This window comes from Bradyrhizobium macuxiense, from assembly GCF_001542415.1.
Taxonomy (GTDB): Bacteria; Pseudomonadota; Alphaproteobacteria; order Rhizobiales; family Xanthobacteraceae; genus Bradyrhizobium; species Bradyrhizobium macuxiense.
Genome location: NZ_LNCU01000062.1, coordinates 23,025 through 43,433, shown reverse-complemented (window position 1 = coordinate 43,433; position 20,409 = coordinate 23,025). Strand labels below are relative to the sequence as shown.

Sequence of the window (20,409 nt, the reverse complement as noted above, 5' to 3'; positions counted from 1 at the left end):
GCCCGCGTCAGAACGAAACGCCGACGCGGAGCCCCCTGCTCCAGACGCGCCGACAGCGTTTCTTGATGTTTCCGTGAAACATTTCGAAACGTTCGGGGAGTACCAAGGCTTTCGGCAGTTCGATGCACGCGCCGCCGGCTGAATAGTCCACCAACCTGCATTCGATCAGCGGCGCCTTCGGCTCAAGCAGCAGCTTGACCGAATTGGGGACACGACCTGTCGGACGAACACGCGCAAACCGCCGGGGATGCATCACCGCTGCCTCAGATGAACAGGACAATAGGCTCGTCGGCGGCCGTTAAGAATCCGTTCCAACGCTGCAACGCCGCGCACTCAAGCTGTAAATTGCAACCACCACGTGACCGTTACTCGCGCTTGAACCGATAATCGAACCGATCACCGTCCGCCTTGATCAGGCCGACGGTCGGGGTCGGGAAATGAATCGGCAGGATCAGCGTGTCGGTCTCGGCCACCGACGAGAAGAACTTCCGTCGCGATACGGCCGATTGTTTCGGATCCCAGTCCGGCTTGGCAGACCACTCCGGCTCGCGGCACTGGATCGCGTGGTGCATCAGATCGCCGGCGACGACGGCGCGCTGTCCCTTCGAGAAGATGTTGACGCAGCAGTGACAGGGCGAATGGCCCGGCGTCGGCGTCAGCGTGACGGTGTCGTCGAGCGCATAGTCGTCGTCGACCAGCAGCGCCTGTCCCGCCTCGACGATCGGCAGGCAATTGTCGCGAAACACCGTGCCCGGCGGATTGGCGCCCTTGGCATTCTCGGCTTCCCAGGCGGCGTATTCGCGCTTGTGGAAGACGTACTTCGCATTCGGGAAGGTCGGCACCCAGCGTCCGTCGCGCAGCGTCGTGTTCCAGCCGGTGTGGTCGATGTGCAGATGGGTGCAGAACACGTAGTCGATCTGCTCAAAGGAGATGCCGAGCGCGAACAGCTCGTTGCGCCAGCGCTCCTTGCCCGGGAAGTCGAACGGCGGCGGATGGCCCTTGTCCTCACCCGTGCAGGTATCGACCAGGATCGTGTAGCGCGGCGTGCGGACCACGAAGGTCTGATAGGTGATCACCATCATGCCGCGCGCGGCGTCGAATACCTCGGGCTCCATCGTCCGCAGATGATGCTTGAACACGGCGTCGTCATAGGCCGGGAAGAAATCCTGCGGCCTTCGCCAGGGCCCCTCGCGCTCAATCACCGCGTCGATCGTGATGTCGCCGATCCTGATCTGTCTCATGGCCGTATCGCTCCCGCTTTTCTGCAAAACGTAGCCGCGGACATCGGGCCTCACAAGCTGAGCAGCCTGCGGCGTGCCATGCGCCTTTGCATTGCTGGCGCGGTCGTCTTGAGGAGGTGCCGCCGCGGAGGTGCCAGGTTGTCGCGCGGCTCTCGGTCCCGGCCGGCAGCGAGATTGAGACGATCGCCCACCTCACCGGCCGGTAGACTACGGCCTCCTCCGCTTGTCATCTCGCCGTGATAGATAGCGCGCGACTCAAACAGCTCGCCGCATCGAGGACAAAGCTATGACTGAACCCAACCCGATCCGCCCGAAGCTTGCCGAAACTGTCATCGAGCCGACGGTCAAGCTGCGGGAGGTCCAGGTTGGACGTTGCTGTGAAGTCCTCGGCGACACCTCGATCGAGTACACAGAGCTCGGCGACTTCTCCTATCTCGGCAGCGGCTGCATCGTCGCCGACGCGCAAATCGGCCGGTTCTGCGCGATCGCGGCCCAGGTCCGCATCGGCGCGCCCAATCATCCGCTCGAGCGCCCCTCGCAGCATCGCTTCACCTATTGCCCGGAATACTACACGGAGACCGCCGAGCGGGACCGCGGCTTCTTCAGGGATCGCCGTGCCGATCGCGTCGTGATCAGAAACGACGTCTGGATCGGCCATGCCGTGATCGTATTGCCTGGCGTGACCGTAGGCGACGGCGCCGTGCTGGCGGCAGGCGCTGTCGTCTCGCGCGACGTCGCCCCCTACACCATCGTCGGCGGCGTGCCGGCCCGTCCGATCAAGGAGCGGTTCAATCGCAGGATCGCCGCGCAACTCTCGGAGATCGCGTGGTGGAATTGGCCACCGGAAACGATCTGGGAGCGGCTGCCGGAATTCCAGTCGGGAGATGTCGAGGCGTTCTGCGCGCGGTGGGGAAGCTGAAAGGGACGCTAGCTCCGCAATCCCGGAGCCTCCTGCCCGGTGCGCTCGACATATTCGGTGTAGCCGCCGCCATATTGGTGGATGCCATCAGGCGTCAGCTCCAGCACGCGGTTCGAGAGTGCGGCGAGGAAATGCCGGTCGTGGGAGACGAACAGCATCGTGCCCTCGAACTCGCTGAGCGCATTGATCAGCATTTCCTTGGTGGCGAGGTCGAGATGGTTGGTCGGCTCGTCCAGCACCAGAAAGTTCGGCGGGTCGAACAGCATCTTCGCCATCACCAGCCGCGCCTTCTCGCCGCCCGACAGCACCCGGCACTTCTTCTCGACATCGTCGCCGGAAAAGCCGAAGCAGCCGGCCAGCGCGCGCAACGACCCCTGCCCCGCCTGCGGGAACGCATCTTCCAGCGACTGGAACACGGTGCGCTCGCCGTCGAGCAGGTCCATCGCGTGCTGGGCGAAGTAGCCCATCTTGACGCTGCCGCCGATCGTCACCGCACCGTCATCGGGATCGGCTGAGCCTGCGACCAGCTTCAACAGCGTCGACTTCCCGGCGCCGTTGACGCCCATCACGCACCAGCGCTCCTTGCGGCGGATCATGAACTCAAGCCCGTCATAGATGCGCTTGTTGCCATAGGCCTTGTGGACGTTCTTGAGGCTGACGACGTCCTCACCCGAGCGCGGCGCCGGCTGGAACTCGAACGCCACCGTCTGCCGCCGCCGCGGCGGCTCGACCCGCTCGATCTTGTCTAGCTTCTTCACCCGGCTCTGCACCTGGGCGGCATGGGAGGCACGCGCCTTGAATCGCTCGATGAACTTGATCTCCTTGGCGAGCATCGCTTGTTGCCGTTCGAACTGCGCCTGCTGCTGCTTGTCGGAGAGCGCACGCTGCTGCTCGTAGAACTCGTAATTGCCGGAATAGGTCGTGAGCTGGCCGGCATCGATCTCGACCACCTTGTTGATGATGCGGTTGATGAACTCGCGGTCATGCGAGGTCATCAGCAGCGCGCCCTCATACCCTTTCAGGAATTGCTCGAGCCAGATCAGGCTTTCGAGATCGAGATGGTTGCTCGGCTCGTCGAGCAGCATCACATCGGGCCGCATCAGGAGGATGCGCGCCAGCGCCACGCGCATCTTCCAGCCGCCCGAGAGCTTTCCGACGTCGCCATCCATCATCTCCTGGCTGAAGCCAAGGCCCGCCAGCGCCTCACGGGCGCGGCCGTCGAGCGCATAGCCATCCAGCTCCTCGAAACGGTGCTGGACCTCGCCATAGCGCGCGATGATGTCGTCCATCTCGTCGGCTTTGTCGGGATCGGCCATCGCGGCCTCGAGCTCCCTGAGCTCGGCCGCAACCACGCTGACCGGCCCCGCCCCGTCCATCACCTCGGCGACCGCGCTGCGGCCCGACATCTCACCGACATCCTGGCTGAAATAGCCGATCGAAACGCCCCGATCGACCGAGACCTGGCCCTCATCGGGCACTTCCTGGCCGGAGATCATGCGGAACAGCGTGGTTTTGCCGGCGCCATTCGGGCCGACGAGGCCGATTTTCTCGCCCTTCTGGAGCGCCGCGGAGGCTTCGATGAAGAGGATCTGGTGGCCGACTTGTTTTGAGACGTTATCGAGGCAGATCATGCAAACATGGGGAAATGGGAGTTTGCGGCCTCTTATTCGATCTGGAGCGCTGGTGGAAGCCCGTTCCGTGCGTTTCGCGCAATGCCCGGGCGCATGCCCCACATTGCCAATCGAACGAGACCGGGAATACTGCACCGATCGTTGTTTTGGGGCCTCACATGCAAGCCTGGTTTCTTTATCTGCTCGCGCTCGGCGCGGGCATCTCCGTGTCCGTCCAGCAGGTCCTGAACGGCAATCTGCGTTCCGCCTTGAACTCGCCGGCCTGGGCCGGGTTCGTCAGCTATCTCGGCGGCCTCTTGACGATGGCGGTGGTGCTGGTGGTGCTCCGCGAGCCGGCGCCGTCCTTGAAGCTGGTGACGGCGACACCGTGGTGGGCCTGGAGCGGCGGCATCCTCGGCGGCGTGTTCATCCTGCTGATGATCCTGTTATTGCCTTCGCTCGGAGCGGCGACCTTGCTGGCTTTGGTGGTCGCCGGTCAGATGCTCGCGGGCATCGCGATGGATCATTTCGGCGTCTTTGGGCTGCCACCTCATCCCGTGTCAGTTTCACGACTGATCGGCATTGCGCTCGTCATCGGCGGCGTTCTGCTGATCAGGGATTGAGGTCATCGTTGGCCGCCGTGAGCGCGCACGCAACGTCAATGCCGCTTGAAGTACTGCACGTCGCGCTCGTGCTTTTCGGCGGCGGCGCGCGACTTGAAAGTACCGAGATTACGGCGCTTGCCGGTCTTCGGATTGACCTTGCGGGAATAGAGCCGGTACTCGCCGGACCTCAGCTTGCGGATCATGACATCGCCTCGCTGCTATCTGCCTGAGGTCAACGAGCATGCCGCCGCAAGCGTTCCAACGGAGCAAGGGCCAGGCGATCGCTACATCGCGATATTTGATGAGGTTCTGAAACACGAGCGCTGCCCGTGCCTCGAATTGACGATGAGGACGGGAATATTTCTGGTGGCAAAGAGGCGGGCGAGCGTCCCGCACCCGCCCTGCGCCGATGACCGCGTATGCCGCCCTGCTCTCCAGATCGACCGCTGCAGGAAATTGGCTTGGGAGTTTCGTCAGACGTTGCTGACACCGCCGTCGACAAGCATGTCCGAGCCGGTCATGAACGAGCTCTCGTCTGAAGCCAGGAAGAGCGCGGCGTTGGCTAATTCTTCGGGCTGTCCGAGTCTCAGCATGGGCGTGTAGCTGGCGTACATCTTGCGAATGGCGGCGGCCTCTTCGGACGTGGTCGCCTGGGAGTCGAGTATCGGCGTGTCGACGACGCCGGGGCTCAACAGGTTCGCGCGGATGCCGCTGTCCTTGAATTCGGCCGCCCAGGTCCGGACATATGAACGCACCGCCGCCTTGGTGGCGGCATAGGTCGAGTGGTTCGCCAGGCCCATGCTGTGCATGGCCGACGACACCAGAATGATCGATCCTCCAGCCCCCATCATCGGCAGCATCTTCTGCACCAGGAACAGCGGCCCCTTGGCCATCAGGTTGAACGTGCGGTCGTAATGCTCCTCCGTGATGTCGCGCAGCGGCACCTGCTCGGTGAAGCCGGCGTTGGACACGACGACGTCCACCTTGCCTTTCGCCTTGCGGACCGTATCGGCAACGCGATCCAGGTCATCTAGCTTCGACGCGTCCGCCTGGATCGCCGTGACTTTGCCGTCGATGCGCTGCACCGCCTCGTCGAGCGCCTTCCGGCGCCGGCCGAAGATGAAGACGTGCGCACCCTCCTTCGCGAACCGCTGCGCGATGGCGAGCCCGATGCCGCTGTTGCCGCCGCTGATCACGGCCGCCTTGCCTTCCAATCTCGACATGATGCTTCCCTCAATTTGCGTACCCGGCTCGTCCGGGAACCTCGAGGTAGGTCGGCAGGCATCAGCCGTTCAGTGCGAAAGTGCGCACAGCGGTGGTGCGCCAACGATCCGGACGCCGGGTGCTGTTGGGATTGTGGCGCTGGCTGGCGCAGCGCTGCGTTTTCGACCAGCCCGGATTGGTTTTGCCGCGGCGTTATGCCGTGCTTCGTCGGAGATTCCAAGCCGCTGCTGGTGCGGGTGCCCGGCACTGGCCTGCACATGCACGTAACGCTCTGGCTCCTCACGCAAGGCGAGACACGCAAGACGAAACGCGTGCGGCTGTTCACAGAATTCCTGTCGCGCAGGCTTGCCGCGTATGCGCCGCTGCTGGCGGGACTATCCCCGTCCAGCGACTGACAAGCGCCAGGTCGCTAGAAGCACAGATTGGTCACCGCGTTGCCGCGCTTGTCCTTGATGACATAGGGGCAGCGGGCGCGCTCCAGCGCCTTCTTGGCGTCCGCGTCGCCGAGCGCCGTGGCGCGCTCGTAAAAGGCTTTCGCCGCGTCGGTGTCTTTCGGACCGCCACGGCCGGCCTGCGCGAAGGCGCCCATCCGCTCAAGCGCGCCTGGGTGGTTCTGTGCGGCGGCCTTTTCGAACAGCGCCCGCGCGCCGACGTCGTCCTGTGCACCGCCCTTGCCGTCCGCCAGCATCATGCCGAGCTGATACTGCGCCTCCGCATTGGTCTCCGCGGCCTTGGCCAGCAGTTCGCGCGCCCGCACCGGATCGGAAGCCGCGCCGCCACCGAGCGCCGCAAGATTGCTGACGCCGCGCGCATTGCCGGCCTGCGCCGCGCGCTCGAACAGTTTGCGCGCTTGCGCCTGATCCTTCGCTACGCCTGCGCCGGTGCCATAGAGCACGCCCAACTCCACCATCGCCGAGGTCGAGCCCTTGTCGGCGGCCTTGCGCCAGGCCGCAGCCGCTTCCGTTAGCTGACGGTTCGCGGCGTAGGCGCGGCCGAGGTCGTACATCGCACGGCGCGAGGATCTTGCAGCGATCGCGCAATATTTGATCGCGGTCGAAATATCCGACGACGCGATCTCAGGCACGCCTTTGACGTCGGCGGGCTTGTCGGGATCGGAGGGATCGGCGGCGACGCGGTCGCACAGCACGAGATCGGCGGATTGCATATGCGCAAGCGACGGTACAGCCAGGACCGCGACAACGAAGATTGCATGAAACCGTTTGATCATGCGCGGCACGTTGCGTCGCCGGGCCGGTAAATTCAAGGCTCGAGCCCGGTCCCGCGCAACACAGCCGCGACTGCCCCGGATGAGAGGAAGCGCAGCAAGTGATCGGCCGCATTCGCTCTCGGCGCGGCTGTCATCCAGCCGGCGGAGAACACGGCCGGCGTCTGCAAGTCGAGAGGGATCGGACCGACGACCTCGATCCCGGCGATCTGCTTCAGTTCGCTGATCTGCTGGACCGCAAGATCGGCCTCGCCGGTGACGAGCTTCTCCGCCGTGAATCCAACGGGAATGATCACCGCCCGGGCGTTGATTGCCTCCGCGATGCCGAGTTGCTCGATCAATTGCGCGAACAGGATACCGCTCGCGCCGAGCCGCGAATACGCCACCGCCCGCGCATCCAGCAGCGTCGCGCGCAGCGCGGCTTCGGTCGCGATGTCGGGATGCGCTGCGCCCGACTTCACGGCAAGGCCGACATAGGAGCGCGCGAGATCGACCGCACTCTCCGGCGCTACGCGGCCTTCGCCGATCATGGCGTCGAGCCCTTCGCGGGTCAGGATCACGAGATCGGCCCCCTCGCCGCGGCGTAAGCGGTCGAGCAGCGCGAGCGTCGGCGCGAAATCCGCATCGATCCGGACGCCGCTTGCCGCCCGATAGGCCTCGGCGAGCCGCGCAACGGCGCCCTTCAGCGCCAATGTCGAGAGCACGCGAACCGAATTGTCCATGACTTGCGCCTTCCGCATCCGTTTGAGCCGAAGCGGTGCCATCAAATGCGAAGGTCCGCCAGAGTTTCCTCTGACGGACCGGATTGCAGTACCGGATGTCTTCATCCGGATCGAAGCTCGACTTAGGCCGCGGCCTTCGCGCCGGTCGAAACCTCGGAGATCGTCTTCAGGATCTGCGACGCGATCTGGTAGGGGTCGCCCTGGGAGTTCGGACGACGGTCTTCCAGATAGCCCTTGTAGCCGTTGTTCACGAAGGAGTGCGGGACGCGGATCGAAGCGCCGCGGTCCGCAATACCGTGACTGAACCTGTTCCAGGGCGCGGTCTCGTGCTTGCCGGTCAGACGCTTGTCGTTATCCGGACCGTAGACGGCGATGTGATCCATGAGGTTCTTCTCGAAAGCCGCCATCAGCTTCTCGAAGTACTCCTTGCCGCCGACTTCGCGCATGTACTTGGTCGAGAAGTTGGCGTGCATGCCCGAGCCGTTCCAGTCGGTGTCGCCGAGCGGCTTGCAGTGGAATTCGATGTCGATGCCGTAGCTCTCGGTGAGGCGCAGCATCAGGTAGCGGGCCATCCACATCTGGTCGGCAGCGGTCTTGGAGCCCTTGCCGAAGATCTGGAATTCCCACTGGCCCTTCGCCACTTCGGCGTTGATGCCTTCATGGTTGATGCCGGCGGCGAGGCAGAGGTTGAGATGCTCTTCCACGATCTTGCGGGCGACGCTGCCGACGTTCGAGTAACCGACGCCGGTGTAGTACGGGCCCTGCGGCGCCGGATAGCCGGCTTCCGGGAAGCCGAGCGGACGGCCGTCCTTGTAGAAGAAGTACTCCTGCTCGAAACCGAACCAGGCGCCGTCGTCGTCCAGCACGGTGGCGCGCTTGTTGGACGGATGCGGGGTCTTGCCGTCGGGCATCATGACTTCGCACATCACCAGCACGCCGTTCTCGCGCGCAGCGTCGGGATAGCAGGCGACCGGTTTCAGCACGCAGTCAGAGCTGTGGCCTTCAGCCTGCTGGGTGGACGAACCGTCAAAGCCCCACAGCGGAAGCTGTTCGAGGGTCGGGAACGACGCGAATTCCTTGATCTGCGTCTTGCCGCGCAGGTTCGGCGTCGGCGTATATCCGTCGAGCCAGATATACTCGAGCTTGTACTTGGTCATTGAGCCTCTCTGTTGATGATGCAAACCGTGAGGAACCGATAGCCAATCGGTCGCCCCACGCGTACCCGGCCACCATCGGCCGGTTCCTGCTAAGCAAGTAAAATGCCAGTCGCTGCACTGCGGCACCCGCGCTTCCCGCGGGTGTCCACAACGGACATTGCATTTTTTGCTGCGACATAGGAGCGCGGCTGCCATGCGTCGGGGTCGGTCAGAATCTTCTTTGGAAGCCCGCAGCCGCCTGATTCCCCGGCAAATCGGCGCAGGATACCGGTTTCCGATCAAAAGCGAGGCAGCGTCGAGTGGCGGTTGGCGTCTCGATGGCGCGCCCGCGGCAACCATCACCCCGGCACAAGCATTGATCATCTGCACCCTGCCTTGCGAAGGGCAAACCAGATTCTGCCTACGAACTAGTCAGAATGTGATTATTTCTTAGTCATCTTGCGACCTGTGAGGGCTCCGCCAATATCGAAAACAGGTAACCACGCGCGAAGGAGTCGGGCGCACCATGGAGGCTCGCGTTTCCGACTGAGGAGATTTGCGATGATGCGTTCAGGCTTAAATCAGGGATCTGCCAAGATCTATCAATTCCCGGCCGGGGGCCGCGCTGCGCTCGGCGGACGCCGATATGGCGAAGTACGGACGGCGCTCGAACTTGAAGCGCAGGTCGAAACCTCGATCTGCAGCGAAAGCTGGTATCATCAGGCTGCGATCGACGACACCAAGCCGGGTCGGGATCACTGATGCCGGCGCGACAGACAGGCGTGACGCCGCCATGTCAGGCGGCGTCGGAACGGTAAAGAAGGGTCGGAACCAGGCGTTTCGGCCCTTTTTTGTGGCCATGCTGTCACGCGAGCAATCTCACGCGTCCAGGCGCGGCTGCCAAACGCGCCGCAGCGAATTGCGTGGGCGAGAATGCAGCCCCGCCATAAGTCATATTCTCCCCCGCACTGGCCGGTTATAGAGCTGCGCTGAGACCCTCAGCTGCAACAGGCCCGCCCGATGTCCGAAGCCCCCGCCCGTCATCTCAATCTCGCCGGCGCCAGCAATTTTCGCGACCTCGGCGGCTACCAGACGCGTGACGGGCGGAGGGTACGCTGGCGGCAGATCTTCCGTTCCAATCATCTTGCGCATCTGACCGAGCAGGACGTGACCGTGGTGCGCGGGCTCGGGGTCAAAAGCGCCTTCGATTTCCGCGGCATCGTCGAACGTGCCGAAGCACTCTGCGGCATGGCCGACGTCACCGTGCATTCGCTGCCCGTCGAGCCAACGGTGGTGGCCGCCTTGCGCGCGATCGCCGAAAGCCGGCAGCTCTCGAAGGCCGATGCGGTCGACGTGATGCGCGACTCCTATCGCGGCTATGTGCAGGACAACACGGCGCGCTACCGCACGCTGTTTGCGCATCTGCTGGAAGACCGCGCCCCGCTTGTGATCCACTGCACCGCCGGCAAGGACCGCACCGGCTTTGCCTGCGCGCTGATCCTGCACGCGCTCGGCGTGCCCGACGACGTGATCGCGGACGATTATCTCCTGACCAACCAGTTCTACAAGCGAGACCCGTCCGCGAGCACCGAGCTTCCCGACGACGTCAAGCAGGTGCTCGGCACCGTGCAGCGGCCGTTCCTGGATGCTGCGTTCGAGGCGATCGATACCGATTACGGCAGCCTCGACGGATATTTCCGCGACGGCCTTGGGCTCGGACAGCCCGAGCGCAAGATGCTCGAAGGCCGCTATCTGCAGGCCTGATCGCTCCGCTCAGGCCGCGGCGTCGAGCTCCGCATCGAGATCGGCGATCACGTCCTCGAATGCCGAGATCGCCTGCTGGATCGCCGCGATCTGCATCAACTCCCAATTACTCACCGGCGCTTTGCGATTCTGCAGCGCCACCACGAGTTCGCGCCGCTGCTCCTTGAGCTGAACGAGCGGTAAACCGTGATCGGGTAGATTTCCCATAGTCGATCCCCTGCCTTGGTCGGCCTTCGCTTTTACGGACAGGAATCTGCAATCGACTTACAGAACTGCAGCAAATTTTACCGATCAGGCCCACCCCCGTAGTCTTACGTAATCGCCAGCCTTACGAAATAGACTCGGGCGCCAGGGCTTCATCGATCGCGCCGAACAATGCCTGGGTCACGCAGTTGGTCGCCCACTCGCTGGTGTGAAGATGCTCTTGCGCGCCGTCATCGAGCTCGGCCAGCGGAATCCCGTCGTCGACCCACCGCTTCATCAACGCAAAGCGACGGAACAGATTCACCTGCTTGCGCGCGGCGACCTCGGCGATCATCGGCATGATGATGTTGGCGAGCTTGAGTGCGTCAGGCGTGCCTATGATCGCCGATGTGTACTGGGAGTCCATCACCACGACGTCGAGCGAAAGCGCGGCCAGCACATCGAGTCCTGCCTCGAACGTCGCTTTCACCTCGGCCGGATTGTAACTCTTGTAGACGGCGTTGGTGCCGACCTGCCAGATCACCAGCGCCGGCGCTTCGGCAGCGACATCGGACTCGATGCGCGAGAATTCCTCCGGTGCCTCCTGCCCGCCGATCCCGCGGTTGATCACGTCGATCATGCGGCCGAAGAAGCGTTGCCGCAGCAGCTCTTCGAGCCGCGGCGGAAATGGCAGGATGTTGTCAGCGCCCGCGGTCGACGACGATCCGAGCGCCACCACCTTGACCTTGCGATGGGACTTCAGCGCCTCTGCAAAACGCGGCAGTCCATGATCGAACCTGACGATATCGGGATGGGTTTCGCATGTCCTCGGCCCGGGCATCGCAAACATCCTTTGCGTGAATGAACGGATGAATACCCGCACTAGGCGGCGAAAATCGCGGCATTGCAAATGAAATCCGCCTGATCATAGTGGGCTCATCTGCCCTTGCGTGTACGGAGACCGCCATGAACGGAAAAGCCATCGTCATCACCGGCGCACTCGGCGCCCTCGGCAAGGTGGTCACCGAGGAGGCTCTCGCGCGGGGCGCGCGCGTCGCGGGCATCGATCATGCAACGTCGCAATTTGCGGCAACGCCTGACCGCATCGAGCTCGGCGGCGTCGATCTCACCGACGCGGCGCGGGCCAAGACCGCGATCGATCAGGCTGCCGCACATTTCGGCCGGCTCGATGCGCTGATCAACATCGCCGGCGGCTTCACCTTCGAGGCGGTGGCTGATGGCGAGCCCGCGACCTGGCAGCGCATGTACGCAATGAACGTGATGACCGCGTTGAACACATCGCACGCCGCCATCCCGCATCTCACCAAGTCCGGTGCCGGACGCATCATCAATATCGGCGCACTGGGCGCATTGCAGGCGGCCGCCGGCATGGGCCCCTATGCCGCCTCCAAAGCTGGCGTGCACCGCCTGACGGAGTCGCTCGCCGCCGAGCTCAAGGGCAAGGTCACCGTCAACGCCGTGCTGCCGTCGATCATCGACACCGCGGCCAACCGCGCCGCCATGCCGAAAGCCGACGTCTCCAAATGGGTGACGCCGAAGGAACTCGCCGACGTGATCCTGTTCCTCGCCAGCGACGCCGCCAGCGCCGTCACGGGCGCGTTGTTGCCGGTCAACGGCCGGGTTTAGACGGCTCCGCCATCATCCCGTTCAATCCGGGATCAGCAGTCGCAGCTTCGACCTGAAGCGGATGCTCTGCTTGCCGGCGAGCGCGATGCCGTCGCCTTCGGCGGCCTCATCGGTATAGGTGCCGGTGAATCCAATGGTCACGACCTTGCGTTCCCAGATCGGCCGCTCGCCATAGGTCGGCGAGTGTTCCTGGTTGGTGACCTCGCCCTTCCATTTGCCGTCGGCCGCGGTGTAGCTGCCGAAGGCGTAGAAGAACGAGTCGCCGCCGCGCATCTGGCCGTCACGCAGCACCATGACGCCCTGATTGCCGCCTTGAACTCCATCAAGGAATTCCACGGTGATGTGATAAAGCCCGTTCCGGATCATCGAATGGTCGCGCCCCGTCCCGTCGATGACAATAGCCGTCCGGGTCCGTCCTGAGCAAATCCCCTTCGCGTCGGAAAGCGCGATTCCGGGCTATGCTGCAGCAATGAGTCGCGGCCGGAGGCGCCGCTGGAGCCTGCCCGTTGGAAACCGCGCTTTATCTGCCCGTCAAACGCTTCCTTGAAAAGCTCGGCTTCACCGTCAAGGGCGAGATCGGCGGCTGCGATCTGGTTGCGCTGAGCGGCGACGATCCACCGGTTGTGGTGATCGGGGAACTCAAGCTCGCCTTCAATCTCGAACTGATCCTGCAGGCGGTCGATCGTGCCGGCGCCTCGGATGAGGTTTGGATCGCCGCCAAGATCTCGGTCCGCGGCAAGGGCCGCGAGAGCGATGCGCGCTATCGCAATCTGTGCCGGCGGCTCGGCTTCGGCATGCTCGGTGTCACCGCAACCGGCGACGTAGAGGTCCTGGTGAAGCCGCCGACCGCGGCCCCGCGCCGGAATCCCAAGAAGCGGTCGCGCCTAATTGCCGAGCACCAGAAGCGCAAGGGCGATCCGGCCATGGGCGGCTCGACGCGCGCGCCGATCATGACGGCCTATCGACAGCAGGCGCTTGCCTGTGCTTCGGCGCTATCCGAAGGGCCACGGCGCGTGCGCGATCTGAGAAGCGACATTCCCGATGCCGGTAAGATCCTGCTGCACAATGTCTATGGCTGGTTCGACCGTGCCGAGCGCGGCATTTATATACTCACCGATGCCGGCCGCGCCGCGCTGAAGCGCTGGCCGCAGCAGCAGGCCGATCTGTCAGGTGCTGCGGGAGCAGCACCGTAGGAGCGTCAATGGAGATGCCGCGGTCCTGATCGAACTTTCCGGCACTCACAAGATTGAGAGACTCTGGTTGCATGGCTGGATTGCCATCACACTTTCATATTGCAATGCAACATAAGGCCACCTACGTATCTCCCGCGATTCAAATATGAGGCGGCGATGAGCGGAGACTGGAATACCAAGTATGGCACCCGACGCGTACGGCATGACCCGCCGACGCTCGAGGAGGCAATCTTCGCAGCCGTCGGTATTACCGATGATCTCGAAGCCCAGGCCGAGATCGCGTCGGCCCTGATGGGCCTGCCTTACGAAGACGTGCTGGCCGAAGTGAAGAAGACCGCGCGCGTCAGCGCTCGCACCGGCACCGCCACCCGCGTGATTGCCGGCGAACAGGGCGCGCAGCGTTCCGTCGTGGTCGAGCGCCGCGTGGTCCGGCGTTTCTCGACGGACAAGCGCACCGGCACCTGAAAAAACCGATTGCTGAAAAATAAAAGGGCAATTCGCTAAGCGAATTGCCCTTTTTGCTGTTGGTCTGGTGAACCGATCAGGCCGCCCGCCCCCAGCCGGACATCTGCATCACCATCCGCCAATAGGCGCGATTCATGTCGACGATCGCGCGCGCGGCGTCGACCGGTGAAACCGCGGCTGCTGCGGCCGGTGCAGGCTCGGCCTGGCTATGGTCGCTGAGGTCGATGCTGCCGGTGGACTCGCCGTGACGGAAGGTCAGCTGCGCGCCGAACTTGGTGGCGAGCGCCCGCATCGCGTCGTTCTGCGCGCCGGTGGTGATGCGCAGATTGGCGTAACCCTTGGCATGTGCTTCCGCGATCAGCTTGCGAAACAGGATGCTGCCGACGCCCTTGCGGCGCGCTGGCCGCTCCACGCTGAACGCGATCTCAGGCTGCGCGTCCGGCGACTGCTCCGGCGGATGCAGCTCGGCCGCACCGCGAACCACGCCATCCTCGAAATAGGCGATGATCACGGTGCCGTCATTGGCGCACCGCTCGGCGTAGCGGCGGATGAAACTGTCGTCGGTGAAGCCATGAAACCGATCATGACGGCTGGTTCGATCCAGTCTCAACAGATGATCGCGCAGCAGGGGAAGCTCCTCCTGCTGGCTCAACGTCCGCACGGTGCCCTTGAGCGTCGAACGGATGGAATGGTGGTTCATTTCATAACTCCTCTTGGTAGCCCTCGAGGAGGCGTTGAGTCCCTAGCACCCCAATGTTGTGCATCGCACCATATAATTCAAGCTTCTAGATTCACTTAATTGCCACATATTTGAATTTGTTGGAGAAATTCGCCGCAAATAGCTATCATAATACCATCTGCGTCTGAGTGACGACCGCGACCAGTTTGCCATCCTCGGTCTCGAGCCGGGTCTGCCAGACCTGTGTCCGCCGCCCCCGATGAACCGGCGTCGCTGTAGCGATCACCGCAGTCCCTTCCTTGGCCCCACCGATGAAATTGGTCTTGCTCTCCAGCGTCGTCGTCCCCTTGGCATCCTCAGGCAGGTTGATCACGGTCGCGGCCGCCCCGACCGAATCCGCAAACGCCATCACCGCGCCGCCGTGGATGATGTGATTGAGGGTGCAGAGTTCCGGCCGCACCACCATCCGGGCGACCACGCGATCCTTGTCGGCCTCCGTGAAGATGACACCCTTGAGTTCCGCAAACGGCATCTTCATCGACTGGATCTTTTCGAGCAGCGTCATCAAGTCCTCCCGTTCGTCTCTGGGGCGTCTAGGCGCGCCTGACCCGCGTATCCATCGTTCCTCGCGAGTGTTCGTGGCATGATGGATTGCCGGGGCAAGCTCGGCAATGACGTCCGAGGTAATGGTGCTGATAACGTCATGGCCGTGTGACAATCGCTGACGAGTCTGCATAGCTTCCGCGATGCGCGACTTCCCTCCCCGCCGGATCGTCTGCCTGACCGAAGAGACGGTCGAGACGCTGTACCTGCTCGGCGAGCAGGACCGCATCGTCGGCGTCTCCGGTTACGCGGTGCGGCCACCGCAGGTCCGCCGCGAGAAGCCGCGCGTGTCGGCCTTCATCTCCGCCGACATTCCGAAGATCCTCGCACTCGCCCCCGATCTCGTGCTCGCCTTCTCCGACTTGCAGGCCGCTATCGTCGCCGACCTCATCCGCGCCGGCGTCGCAGTTCACGTCTTCAACCAGCGCGACCTCGCCGGCATCTTCGCGATGATCCGTACTCTCGGCGCGATCGTCGGTGCCGCCGATCGCGCCGAGCGGCTCGCGACAGACTTCGCGCAACGGCTTGCAGCGATCGCGGCGACGCCCCGGCCCTCAGCTCGGCCAAAGGTCTTTTTCGAGGAATGGGACGATCCCCTGATCAGCGGCATCGGCTGGGTGTCCGAACTGATCGAGATCGCCGGCGGCGAAGACGTGCTGCCGCATCTGCGCGCCTGCAAGGCGGCCAAGGACCGCATCATTTCTCCGGACGTCGTGCGCGACACGATGCCCGACGTGATCCTGGCATCCTGGTGCGGCAAGAAGGTCGTGCCCGACCGCATTCGTAAGCGTCCAGGCTGGAGCGACATCCCCGCCGTGCGCAACGATCGCATCGTCGAGATCAAGTCGACGATCATCTTGCAACCCGGCCCCGCCGCGCTGACGGACGGGCTCGATGCGATCGTCAAGGCGTTGTGGCCGGAGCGGCCCTGAGCTTTCGCCACCGTCATTGCGAGCGAAGCGAAGCAATCCAACTCACCGCGTGCTGTGCCGTGGATTGCTTCGTCGCTTCAGCGCAAAATTGCTTTGCAATTTTGTCGCGAGCTCCTCGCAATGACGTGGAGAGTACGGCTACGCCTTCTCCACCCCGCACCATTCGGTGACGAACAGCGCGATGGCCTTGGTTGTCTTTCGCAACGACTCCAGGTCGACATATTCGTTGAAACCGTGCATCGCCTCGCCGCTGGCGCCGAAGCAGAGGCTCGGGATGTTGTAGTTCAGGCCATAGAAGCGCGTGTCGGTCAGCGCGGTGAAGGCGCGGTCTTCCACCGTTCCGCCATAGACGGTCTTGTGCGCCTTGGCGAAGGCCGCCTCCGGCGCTTCGGAATTGGTGAGTTCATAGCCTTCCGACAGGAATCCCGACCATTCCACCTGCGGCGGATTGTTGGAGAGGAAGCGGTGGTCGCGCGCGGCGGCAGCGACGCAGGCAAGGATTTCCTTCTGGCACTCCGATATCGACCAGCCCGGCAACACCGCGATCCGGCAATCCACGTCGCACCAGGCCGGCACGCTGGAGGCCCAGTCGCCGCCCTTGATGATGCCGGGGTTGAAGTTGATGGGATGATTGACGTCCTTGAAATGGCGATCCGCCTTGGCCCGTTCGTTCCAGGCGATCTCGAGCTTCTGCAGCGCGTGGACAAGATGATACGTGGCCATGATCGCGTTCGCGCCCGCGCCGGCCTCGAACACATGCACCGGGAAACCGCGCACCTTCAGGCGAAACCAGATCACGCCGACCTGCGAGCGGATCATCCTGCCGCTGGTCGGCTCCGGGATGAAGCAGGCATCGGCACGATAGCCGCGCTGCAAGGTCGAGAGCGCGCCGACGCCGGTGCTCTCCTCCTCGATCACGGACTGGAAATGAACCCGCCCCGTCGGCTTGAGCCCGGCCTTTTCGATCGCATCAAGCGCATAGAGCGCGGCAATCGTGCCCGACTTCATGTCGCAGGCGCCGCGGCCGTACATCCGGCCGTTCCTGATGACCGGCGAGAACGGCGGCGTCTCCCACATATCGAGCGGTCCGGTCGGCACCACGTCGCAATGGCCCTGCAGGATCAGCGATTTGCCGGCATTGCTGGCTGGACGGTAGGTGCCGACCACGGTGCGCGCCTTGGAGAAATCGTGCTCGATCGGGCCGAAGCCGCGCAGATCCTTGAGCTCGTCGAGATTGATGTGCCAGTCGTCGACCTCGTAGCCGCGTCGGCGCAGCAGGTCGCCGATCATGTCCTGGCAAGGGCCCTCGGCGCCGCGCGTCGAGGGGATCGAGACGAACTCCTCGGTCGTCGCGAGCTGCTGATCGAACCCTTCGTCAACGGCATCAAGGATTCGTTGTTGCGTATCGGCAGTCATGCAGCAGCTCCATCGGGGATATTGAGAGGCGGGAGCGTCAGCGTAACCCGATTTCAGCCGGCCGGGTATTCTGCAAAATAGGCATCCCGCAATGCATCGTCGAGCAGACGGCCCTCCGAATAGCCATCGAGCGTCGAAGGCCGCGCCACGCCGTCGAGCAGCCGCGGACACGGCTCGGGCGCGCCGAGGACGGTGCGCACCGGGATGCGCTCGGCATAGATCGGCAACTCGTAATCCTCGTCATCATCGGCGACGCCCTTGGCGCGAATCTTGGCCGAGGCCTCCTCGATCTCCATGGCGATGAACGAGGTCGCCTTGATCTCCTGCGTGCTGCTCGGCCGCAGGCTCGCGGTGCGATCGGGGAAGAAGCGATCGACCATCGCGACCAGCGCGCGCTGCTTCTCCTCGGGATCGGTGACGAGATAGGCTGAGCCGAACGCCATCACGGCGCGATAGTCGGCCGAATGGTTGAAGCCGCAGCGCGCCAGCACCAGGCTGTCGAGATGCGCCACCGTCAGGCAGACCTTCTGCCCCTCCGCCTGGTGCTCCAGCATCCGGCTCGCGCTCGAGCCGTGCCAGTAGAGCCTGGTGCCTTCGCGCCAGAAGAAGGTCGGCGTGCAATAGGGTTGGCCGTCGATGACGTAAGACACGTGGCACAGCATCGAGGCATCCAGGATCCGGTGCACGGTCTCGTGGTCGTAGAAGCCGCGGTCATGGCGGCGCTTCACCCGGTTGCGGGACGACTTGGGGTAGGACGGAGCGGATGCACCTTCGGTCACGGCAATGCCTCGCGAAATTTGGAATCTGACGACAGTTGTAGCGGTCCATTTGGTCTGCGATAGTGCCAATTCCATGCGAAAAATTCCGACCAATTCACCGAAGCCGTCGCCGCGCAAGGCAGAACTCCCGCTCGACCTCGCAGGTCCGCACGTCACGCAGGGCGCGGCCTCGCAGCACCGGCTCTATCAGGCGCTGTGCCACGCCATCGTCGGCGGCATCGTCAAGCCGGGCGAGCCGCTGCCGCCGTCGCGCGCGCTGGCGAAACAGACCGGCTTCCGCCGCAACGCGGTGACCACGGCCTATGAGCGGCTGATCGCCGACGGCTTTGCGGTTGCGACCACCGGCTCCGGCACCTTCGTTGCGGCACGCATCCCGGCGCAGGCCGCGGCATCACGGCGCGCGAAGATCACCATCGAGCCGCCGCAGCACAGCGCGCTGTCGCTCGGCTGCACGCATATCGACGAGCGCGCGCTGCAACGCTTCCGGGCCTTTGCCGGCCGCCGGCTGCGCGCGTTCGGGCCGGAGCATCTCCACTACGGCGACCCCAGAGGCAATCGCGAATTGCGTGCCGCGATCGCAGACCACCTGTTGTCGGCGCGCGGGCTGCGCTGCGACCCCGAACAGATCATGCTGGCATCAGGTACGCTGCACGCGCTGCGCATCGTGCTGAGCGCAATCCTGAAAGCCGGCGATCAGGTCTGGTGCGAGGATCCCGGCTATCCGGCGGCGCAGCGCGCGATCGAGCATTGCGGTTATCGTCCGGTGTCGGTGCCGGTCGATGCATCCGGCATGATGGTCGGCAAGGGACGCGTGTCGGCGCCGGCAGCGCGCGCTGCCTACGTGACCCCATCGCATCAGTTTCCGCTCGGCGTGCAGATGTCGATGCCGCGCCGGCTCGAATTGCTCGACTGGGCGAAGGACGCCGGTGCGTTCGTGTTCGAAGACGATTACGACAGCGAGTTCCGCTATGACGGCGCGCCGCTGCTGTCGCTCGCGGGCATCGATCATTTGCGCCGCGTGATCTACATGGGCACCTTCGCCAAGACACTGTTCCCGGGGTTGCGCATCGGTTACTGCGCCCTCCCCGAACAATTGATCGGCCCGGTGACGGCGGCACGCGCCGCGCTCGACCGCTTTCCCGGCACGCTCATGGAAGGCGCGGTTGCGGATATGCTGAACTCCGGCGCCTTTGCCGCCAATTTGCGCAAAGCGCGCAAACTCTACCGCGAGGCCCGCGACGTGCTGGCCTCTACCCTCGCTGCGGCCTCCGAAGGCGAGCTCACGGTTCCCGTGCCGTCGCAAGGCCTGCATCTGGTGGCGCGGCTCGATCCGGCGACCGATCCGCGCGTTGCATCGGATGCGAAAGCGGCCGCCGGTGTCGGCGGCTGGCTGCTCGCGGAGACCTATCATCGCGCACGTCCGCTGCCGGGATTTGTGCTCGGCTTCTCCGGTCATCCGGTCCCACAACTCGTCGCGTCGGCGGAGCAATTGGCGAAGGCGATGCTCGTTGCGTTGCGCGCCACGCGCACGGTGTCGGCCAAGCCGCGCCGCCCTATGAGAATCGCAGCCGCCTGACTAAGGTCGCTCGCACGCAACCGCGCCAGCCAGGGAGATACCGGATGCCCGGCAATCGCAACATCCTGTATCTGATCATCGGTGCGCTGGTCGTCGTCGTGGGCGTGCTCGGTTACAATCTCTATCAGGCCAAGAAGCAGCCCGACGGCCTGCAGATCAATGTCGGTCCCGGCGGCGTGAAGATCCAGAACAAGTGATGAAGGAGACCGCGATGCGGCGCTTTGGATTCGGCGCGCTGTTCGGCGCCATTGCATTGGTGACAGCGGGCGCGCCTGCCCTTGCGCAGCAGGCGCAGGCGGTTTCGCGCGAACAGGACATCGGTGGTCTACGCGTCGGTCAACGCGTGCTGGTCGATGACGGATCGTGCCCGTCCGGTCAGATCAAGCAGGTAATGGGGTCGCAGCTGAAAGAGACCGGTGTGGTACGCACCCGCACCTGCGTGCCGCGCCTCGCGAGAAGGTAATTATCTCCCTCGCCGGCAATTTCATCA

At 64.0% G+C, this 20,409-nt stretch carries 26 protein-coding genes and 1 pseudogene; 12 read left to right on the top strand and 15 right to left on the bottom strand.

Annotated elements, in window-relative coordinates; all coding sequences use genetic code 11:
- Nucleotides 1-7: 7 nt before the first annotated feature.
- Together AS156_RS18715 and AS156_RS18710 are read right to left on the bottom strand one after the other, a co-directional pair.
- Entirely contained in the window at nt 8-253 is a 246-nt protein-coding gene (locus tag AS156_RS18715) for a PilZ domain-containing protein (protein WP_066507289.1), read from the bottom strand.
- Nucleotides 254-365: 112 nt separating this feature from the next.
- Nucleotides 366-1,241 carry an MBL fold metallo-hydrolase gene (locus tag AS156_RS18710; RefSeq protein ID WP_066507287.1) on the bottom strand — a complete coding sequence of 292 codons (876 nt, stop codon included), beginning with the start codon at nt 1,239-1,241 and terminating at the stop codon, nt 366-368.
- A gap of 286 nt (nt 1,242-1,527) precedes the next feature.
- On the opposite strand from AS156_RS18710, the gene AS156_RS18705 reads away from it, so the two are divergent.
- Complete coding sequence (locus tag AS156_RS18705; RefSeq protein ID WP_066507284.1) at nt 1,528-2,160, top strand: LbetaH domain-containing protein; 633 nt, start codon at nt 1,528-1,530, stop codon at nt 2,158-2,160.
- Between the two features lie 8 nt (nt 2,161-2,168).
- On the opposite strand, the gene AS156_RS18700 is transcribed toward AS156_RS18705, so the two are convergent.
- The gene (locus AS156_RS18700) at nt 2,169-3,791 is read right to left on the bottom strand and encodes an ABC-F family ATP-binding cassette domain-containing protein (protein ID WP_066507281.1); all 1,623 of its coding nucleotides are present in this window, start codon (nt 3,789-3,791) and stop codon (nt 2,169-2,171) included.
- 158 nt (nt 3,792-3,949) lie between these two features.
- Between AS156_RS18700 and AS156_RS18695 the strand changes: the two genes are divergently transcribed.
- On the top strand, nt 3,950-4,393 hold the full coding sequence (locus AS156_RS18695; protein ID WP_066507279.1) for a DMT family transporter: 444 nt from the start codon (nt 3,950-3,952) through the stop codon (nt 4,391-4,393).
- A 35-nt stretch (nt 4,394-4,428) separates the two neighbouring features.
- Here AS156_RS18695 and AS156_RS42150 read toward each other — a convergent pair whose 3' ends face one another.
- Both AS156_RS42150 and AS156_RS18690 read right to left on the bottom strand, forming a co-directional pair.
- The gene (locus tag AS156_RS42150; RefSeq protein WP_016843021.1) at nt 4,429-4,578 is read right to left on the bottom strand and encodes a hypothetical protein; all 150 of its coding nucleotides are present in this window, start codon (nt 4,576-4,578) and stop codon (nt 4,429-4,431) included.
- 270 nt (nt 4,579-4,848) lie between these two features.
- On the bottom strand, nt 4,849-5,598 hold the full coding sequence (locus tag AS156_RS18690) for an SDR family NAD(P)-dependent oxidoreductase (RefSeq protein ID WP_066507277.1): 750 nt from the start codon (nt 5,596-5,598) through the stop codon (nt 4,849-4,851).
- 195 nt (nt 5,599-5,793) lie between these two features.
- Between AS156_RS18690 and AS156_RS18685 the strand changes: the two are divergent.
- Nucleotides 5,794-5,994: pseudogene (locus tag AS156_RS18685) on the top strand (LysR family transcriptional regulator); the annotation flags it as partial.
- A gap of 14 nt (nt 5,995-6,008) precedes the next feature.
- Here the strand turns inward: AS156_RS18685 and AS156_RS18680 are convergent.
- From AS156_RS18680 to AS156_RS18670, 3 genes are all read right to left on the bottom strand, one after another.
- A complete protein-coding gene (locus AS156_RS18680) occupies nt 6,009-6,827 on the bottom strand; it encodes a tetratricopeptide repeat protein (RefSeq protein ID WP_066507273.1) in 819 nt (272 codons plus the stop codon).
- Between the two features lie 32 nt (nt 6,828-6,859).
- Entirely contained in the window at nt 6,860-7,546 is a 687-nt protein-coding gene (locus AS156_RS18675) for a substrate-binding domain-containing protein (RefSeq protein ID WP_066507392.1), read from the bottom strand.
- A gap of 122 nt (nt 7,547-7,668) precedes the next feature.
- Nucleotides 7,669-8,703 carry a glutamine synthetase beta-grasp domain-containing protein gene (locus tag AS156_RS18670; RefSeq protein ID WP_066507271.1) on the bottom strand — a complete coding sequence of 345 codons (1,035 nt, stop codon included), beginning with the start codon at nt 8,701-8,703 and terminating at the stop codon, nt 7,669-7,671.
- A gap of 540 nt (nt 8,704-9,243) precedes the next feature.
- Here AS156_RS18670 and AS156_RS18665 point away from each other — a divergent pair.
- Nucleotides 9,244-9,444 (top strand): DUF2735 domain-containing protein, encoded by a 201-nt coding sequence (locus AS156_RS18665; protein WP_066507269.1) that lies wholly within the window; start codon nt 9,244-9,246, stop codon nt 9,442-9,444.
- 258 nt (nt 9,445-9,702) lie between these two features.
- Nucleotides 9,703-10,446, top strand: coding sequence for a tyrosine-protein phosphatase (locus AS156_RS18660; RefSeq protein ID WP_066507261.1), 744 nt, complete (start codon nt 9,703-9,705; stop codon nt 10,444-10,446).
- Between the two features lie 9 nt (nt 10,447-10,455).
- Here the strand turns inward: AS156_RS18660 and AS156_RS18655 are convergent, their stop codons facing one another.
- Together AS156_RS18655 and AS156_RS18650 are read right to left on the bottom strand one after the other, a co-directional pair.
- Nucleotides 10,456-10,653 (bottom strand): hypothetical protein, encoded by a 198-nt coding sequence (locus tag AS156_RS18655; protein WP_066507258.1) that lies wholly within the window; start codon nt 10,651-10,653, stop codon nt 10,456-10,458.
- Nucleotides 10,654-10,774: 121 nt separating this feature from the next.
- Nucleotides 10,775-11,470 (bottom strand): SGNH/GDSL hydrolase family protein, encoded by a 696-nt coding sequence (locus tag AS156_RS18650; protein WP_066507390.1) that lies wholly within the window; start codon nt 11,468-11,470, stop codon nt 10,775-10,777.
- A gap of 125 nt (nt 11,471-11,595) precedes the next feature.
- Here AS156_RS18650 and fabG point away from each other — a divergent pair, with 125 nt between their 5' ends.
- Nucleotides 11,596-12,276, top strand: a complete 681-nt coding sequence (fabG, locus tag AS156_RS18645; RefSeq protein WP_066507249.1) for a 3-oxoacyl-ACP reductase FabG — start codon at nt 11,596-11,598, stop codon at nt 12,274-12,276.
- Between the two features lie 21 nt (nt 12,277-12,297).
- Here fabG and AS156_RS18640 read toward each other — a convergent pair whose 3' ends face one another.
- Nucleotides 12,298-12,642 carry a GrlR family regulatory protein gene (locus AS156_RS18640; protein WP_066507247.1) on the bottom strand — a complete coding sequence of 115 codons (345 nt, stop codon included), beginning with the start codon at nt 12,640-12,642 and terminating at the stop codon, nt 12,298-12,300.
- 140 nt (nt 12,643-12,782) lie between these two features.
- Between AS156_RS18640 and AS156_RS18635 the strand changes: the two genes are divergently transcribed.
- Nucleotides 12,783-13,469: a DUF2161 domain-containing phosphodiesterase gene (locus tag AS156_RS18635; protein ID WP_066507238.1), complete on the top strand. Its 687-nt coding sequence runs from the start codon at nt 12,783-12,785 to the stop codon at nt 13,467-13,469.
- Between the two features lie 156 nt (nt 13,470-13,625).
- Nucleotides 13,626-13,934: a hypothetical protein gene (locus AS156_RS18630; RefSeq protein ID WP_066507236.1), complete on the top strand. Its 309-nt coding sequence runs from the start codon at nt 13,626-13,628 to the stop codon at nt 13,932-13,934.
- 76 nt (nt 13,935-14,010) lie between these two features.
- On the opposite strand, the gene AS156_RS18625 is transcribed toward AS156_RS18630, so the two are convergent.
- Together AS156_RS18625 and AS156_RS18620 are read right to left on the bottom strand one after the other, a co-directional pair.
- Nucleotides 14,011-14,634 carry a GNAT family N-acetyltransferase gene (locus tag AS156_RS18625; protein ID WP_066507234.1) on the bottom strand — a complete coding sequence of 208 codons (624 nt, stop codon included), beginning with the start codon at nt 14,632-14,634 and terminating at the stop codon, nt 14,011-14,013.
- 145 nt (nt 14,635-14,779) lie between these two features.
- Nucleotides 14,780-15,178, bottom strand: a complete 399-nt coding sequence (locus AS156_RS18620; protein ID WP_066507232.1) for a PaaI family thioesterase — start codon at nt 15,176-15,178, stop codon at nt 14,780-14,782.
- Between the two features lie 181 nt (nt 15,179-15,359).
- Here AS156_RS18620 and AS156_RS18615 point away from each other — a divergent pair, with 181 nt between their 5' ends.
- Nucleotides 15,360-16,148 (top strand): cobalamin-binding protein, encoded by a 789-nt coding sequence (locus tag AS156_RS18615; protein ID WP_066507230.1) that lies wholly within the window; start codon nt 15,360-15,362, stop codon nt 16,146-16,148.
- 138 nt (nt 16,149-16,286) lie between these two features.
- Here AS156_RS18615 and AS156_RS18610 read toward each other — a convergent pair whose 3' ends face one another.
- Both AS156_RS18610 and AS156_RS18605 read right to left on the bottom strand, forming a co-directional pair.
- Nucleotides 16,287-17,564, bottom strand: coding sequence for an ArgE/DapE family deacylase (locus AS156_RS18610; protein WP_066507228.1), 1,278 nt, complete (start codon nt 17,562-17,564; stop codon nt 16,287-16,289).
- 53 nt (nt 17,565-17,617) lie between these two features.
- Nucleotides 17,618-18,343 (bottom strand): pyridoxamine 5'-phosphate oxidase family protein, encoded by a 726-nt coding sequence (locus tag AS156_RS18605; protein WP_066507225.1) that lies wholly within the window; start codon nt 18,341-18,343, stop codon nt 17,618-17,620.
- Nucleotides 18,344-18,416: 73 nt separating this feature from the next.
- Between AS156_RS18605 and pdxR the strand changes: the two genes are divergently transcribed.
- From pdxR to AS156_RS18595, 3 genes are read left to right on the top strand one after another with little or no spacing between them, the layout of a single operon-like run.
- Entirely contained in the window at nt 18,417-19,919 is a 1,503-nt protein-coding gene (gene pdxR, locus AS156_RS18600; protein WP_066507222.1) for a MocR-like pyridoxine biosynthesis transcription factor PdxR, read from the top strand.
- Between the two features lie 44 nt (nt 19,920-19,963).
- Nucleotides 19,964-20,116, top strand: a complete 153-nt coding sequence (locus tag AS156_RS43350; RefSeq protein WP_201456063.1) for a hypothetical protein — start codon at nt 19,964-19,966, stop codon at nt 20,114-20,116.
- A complete protein-coding gene (locus AS156_RS18595) occupies nt 20,116-20,382 on the top strand; it encodes a DUF6719 family protein (protein ID WP_066507219.1) in 267 nt (88 codons plus the stop codon). Before AS156_RS43350 ends, AS156_RS18595 begins: the two co-directional genes overlap by 1 nt.
- Nucleotides 20,383-20,409: the final 27 nt, after the last annotated feature.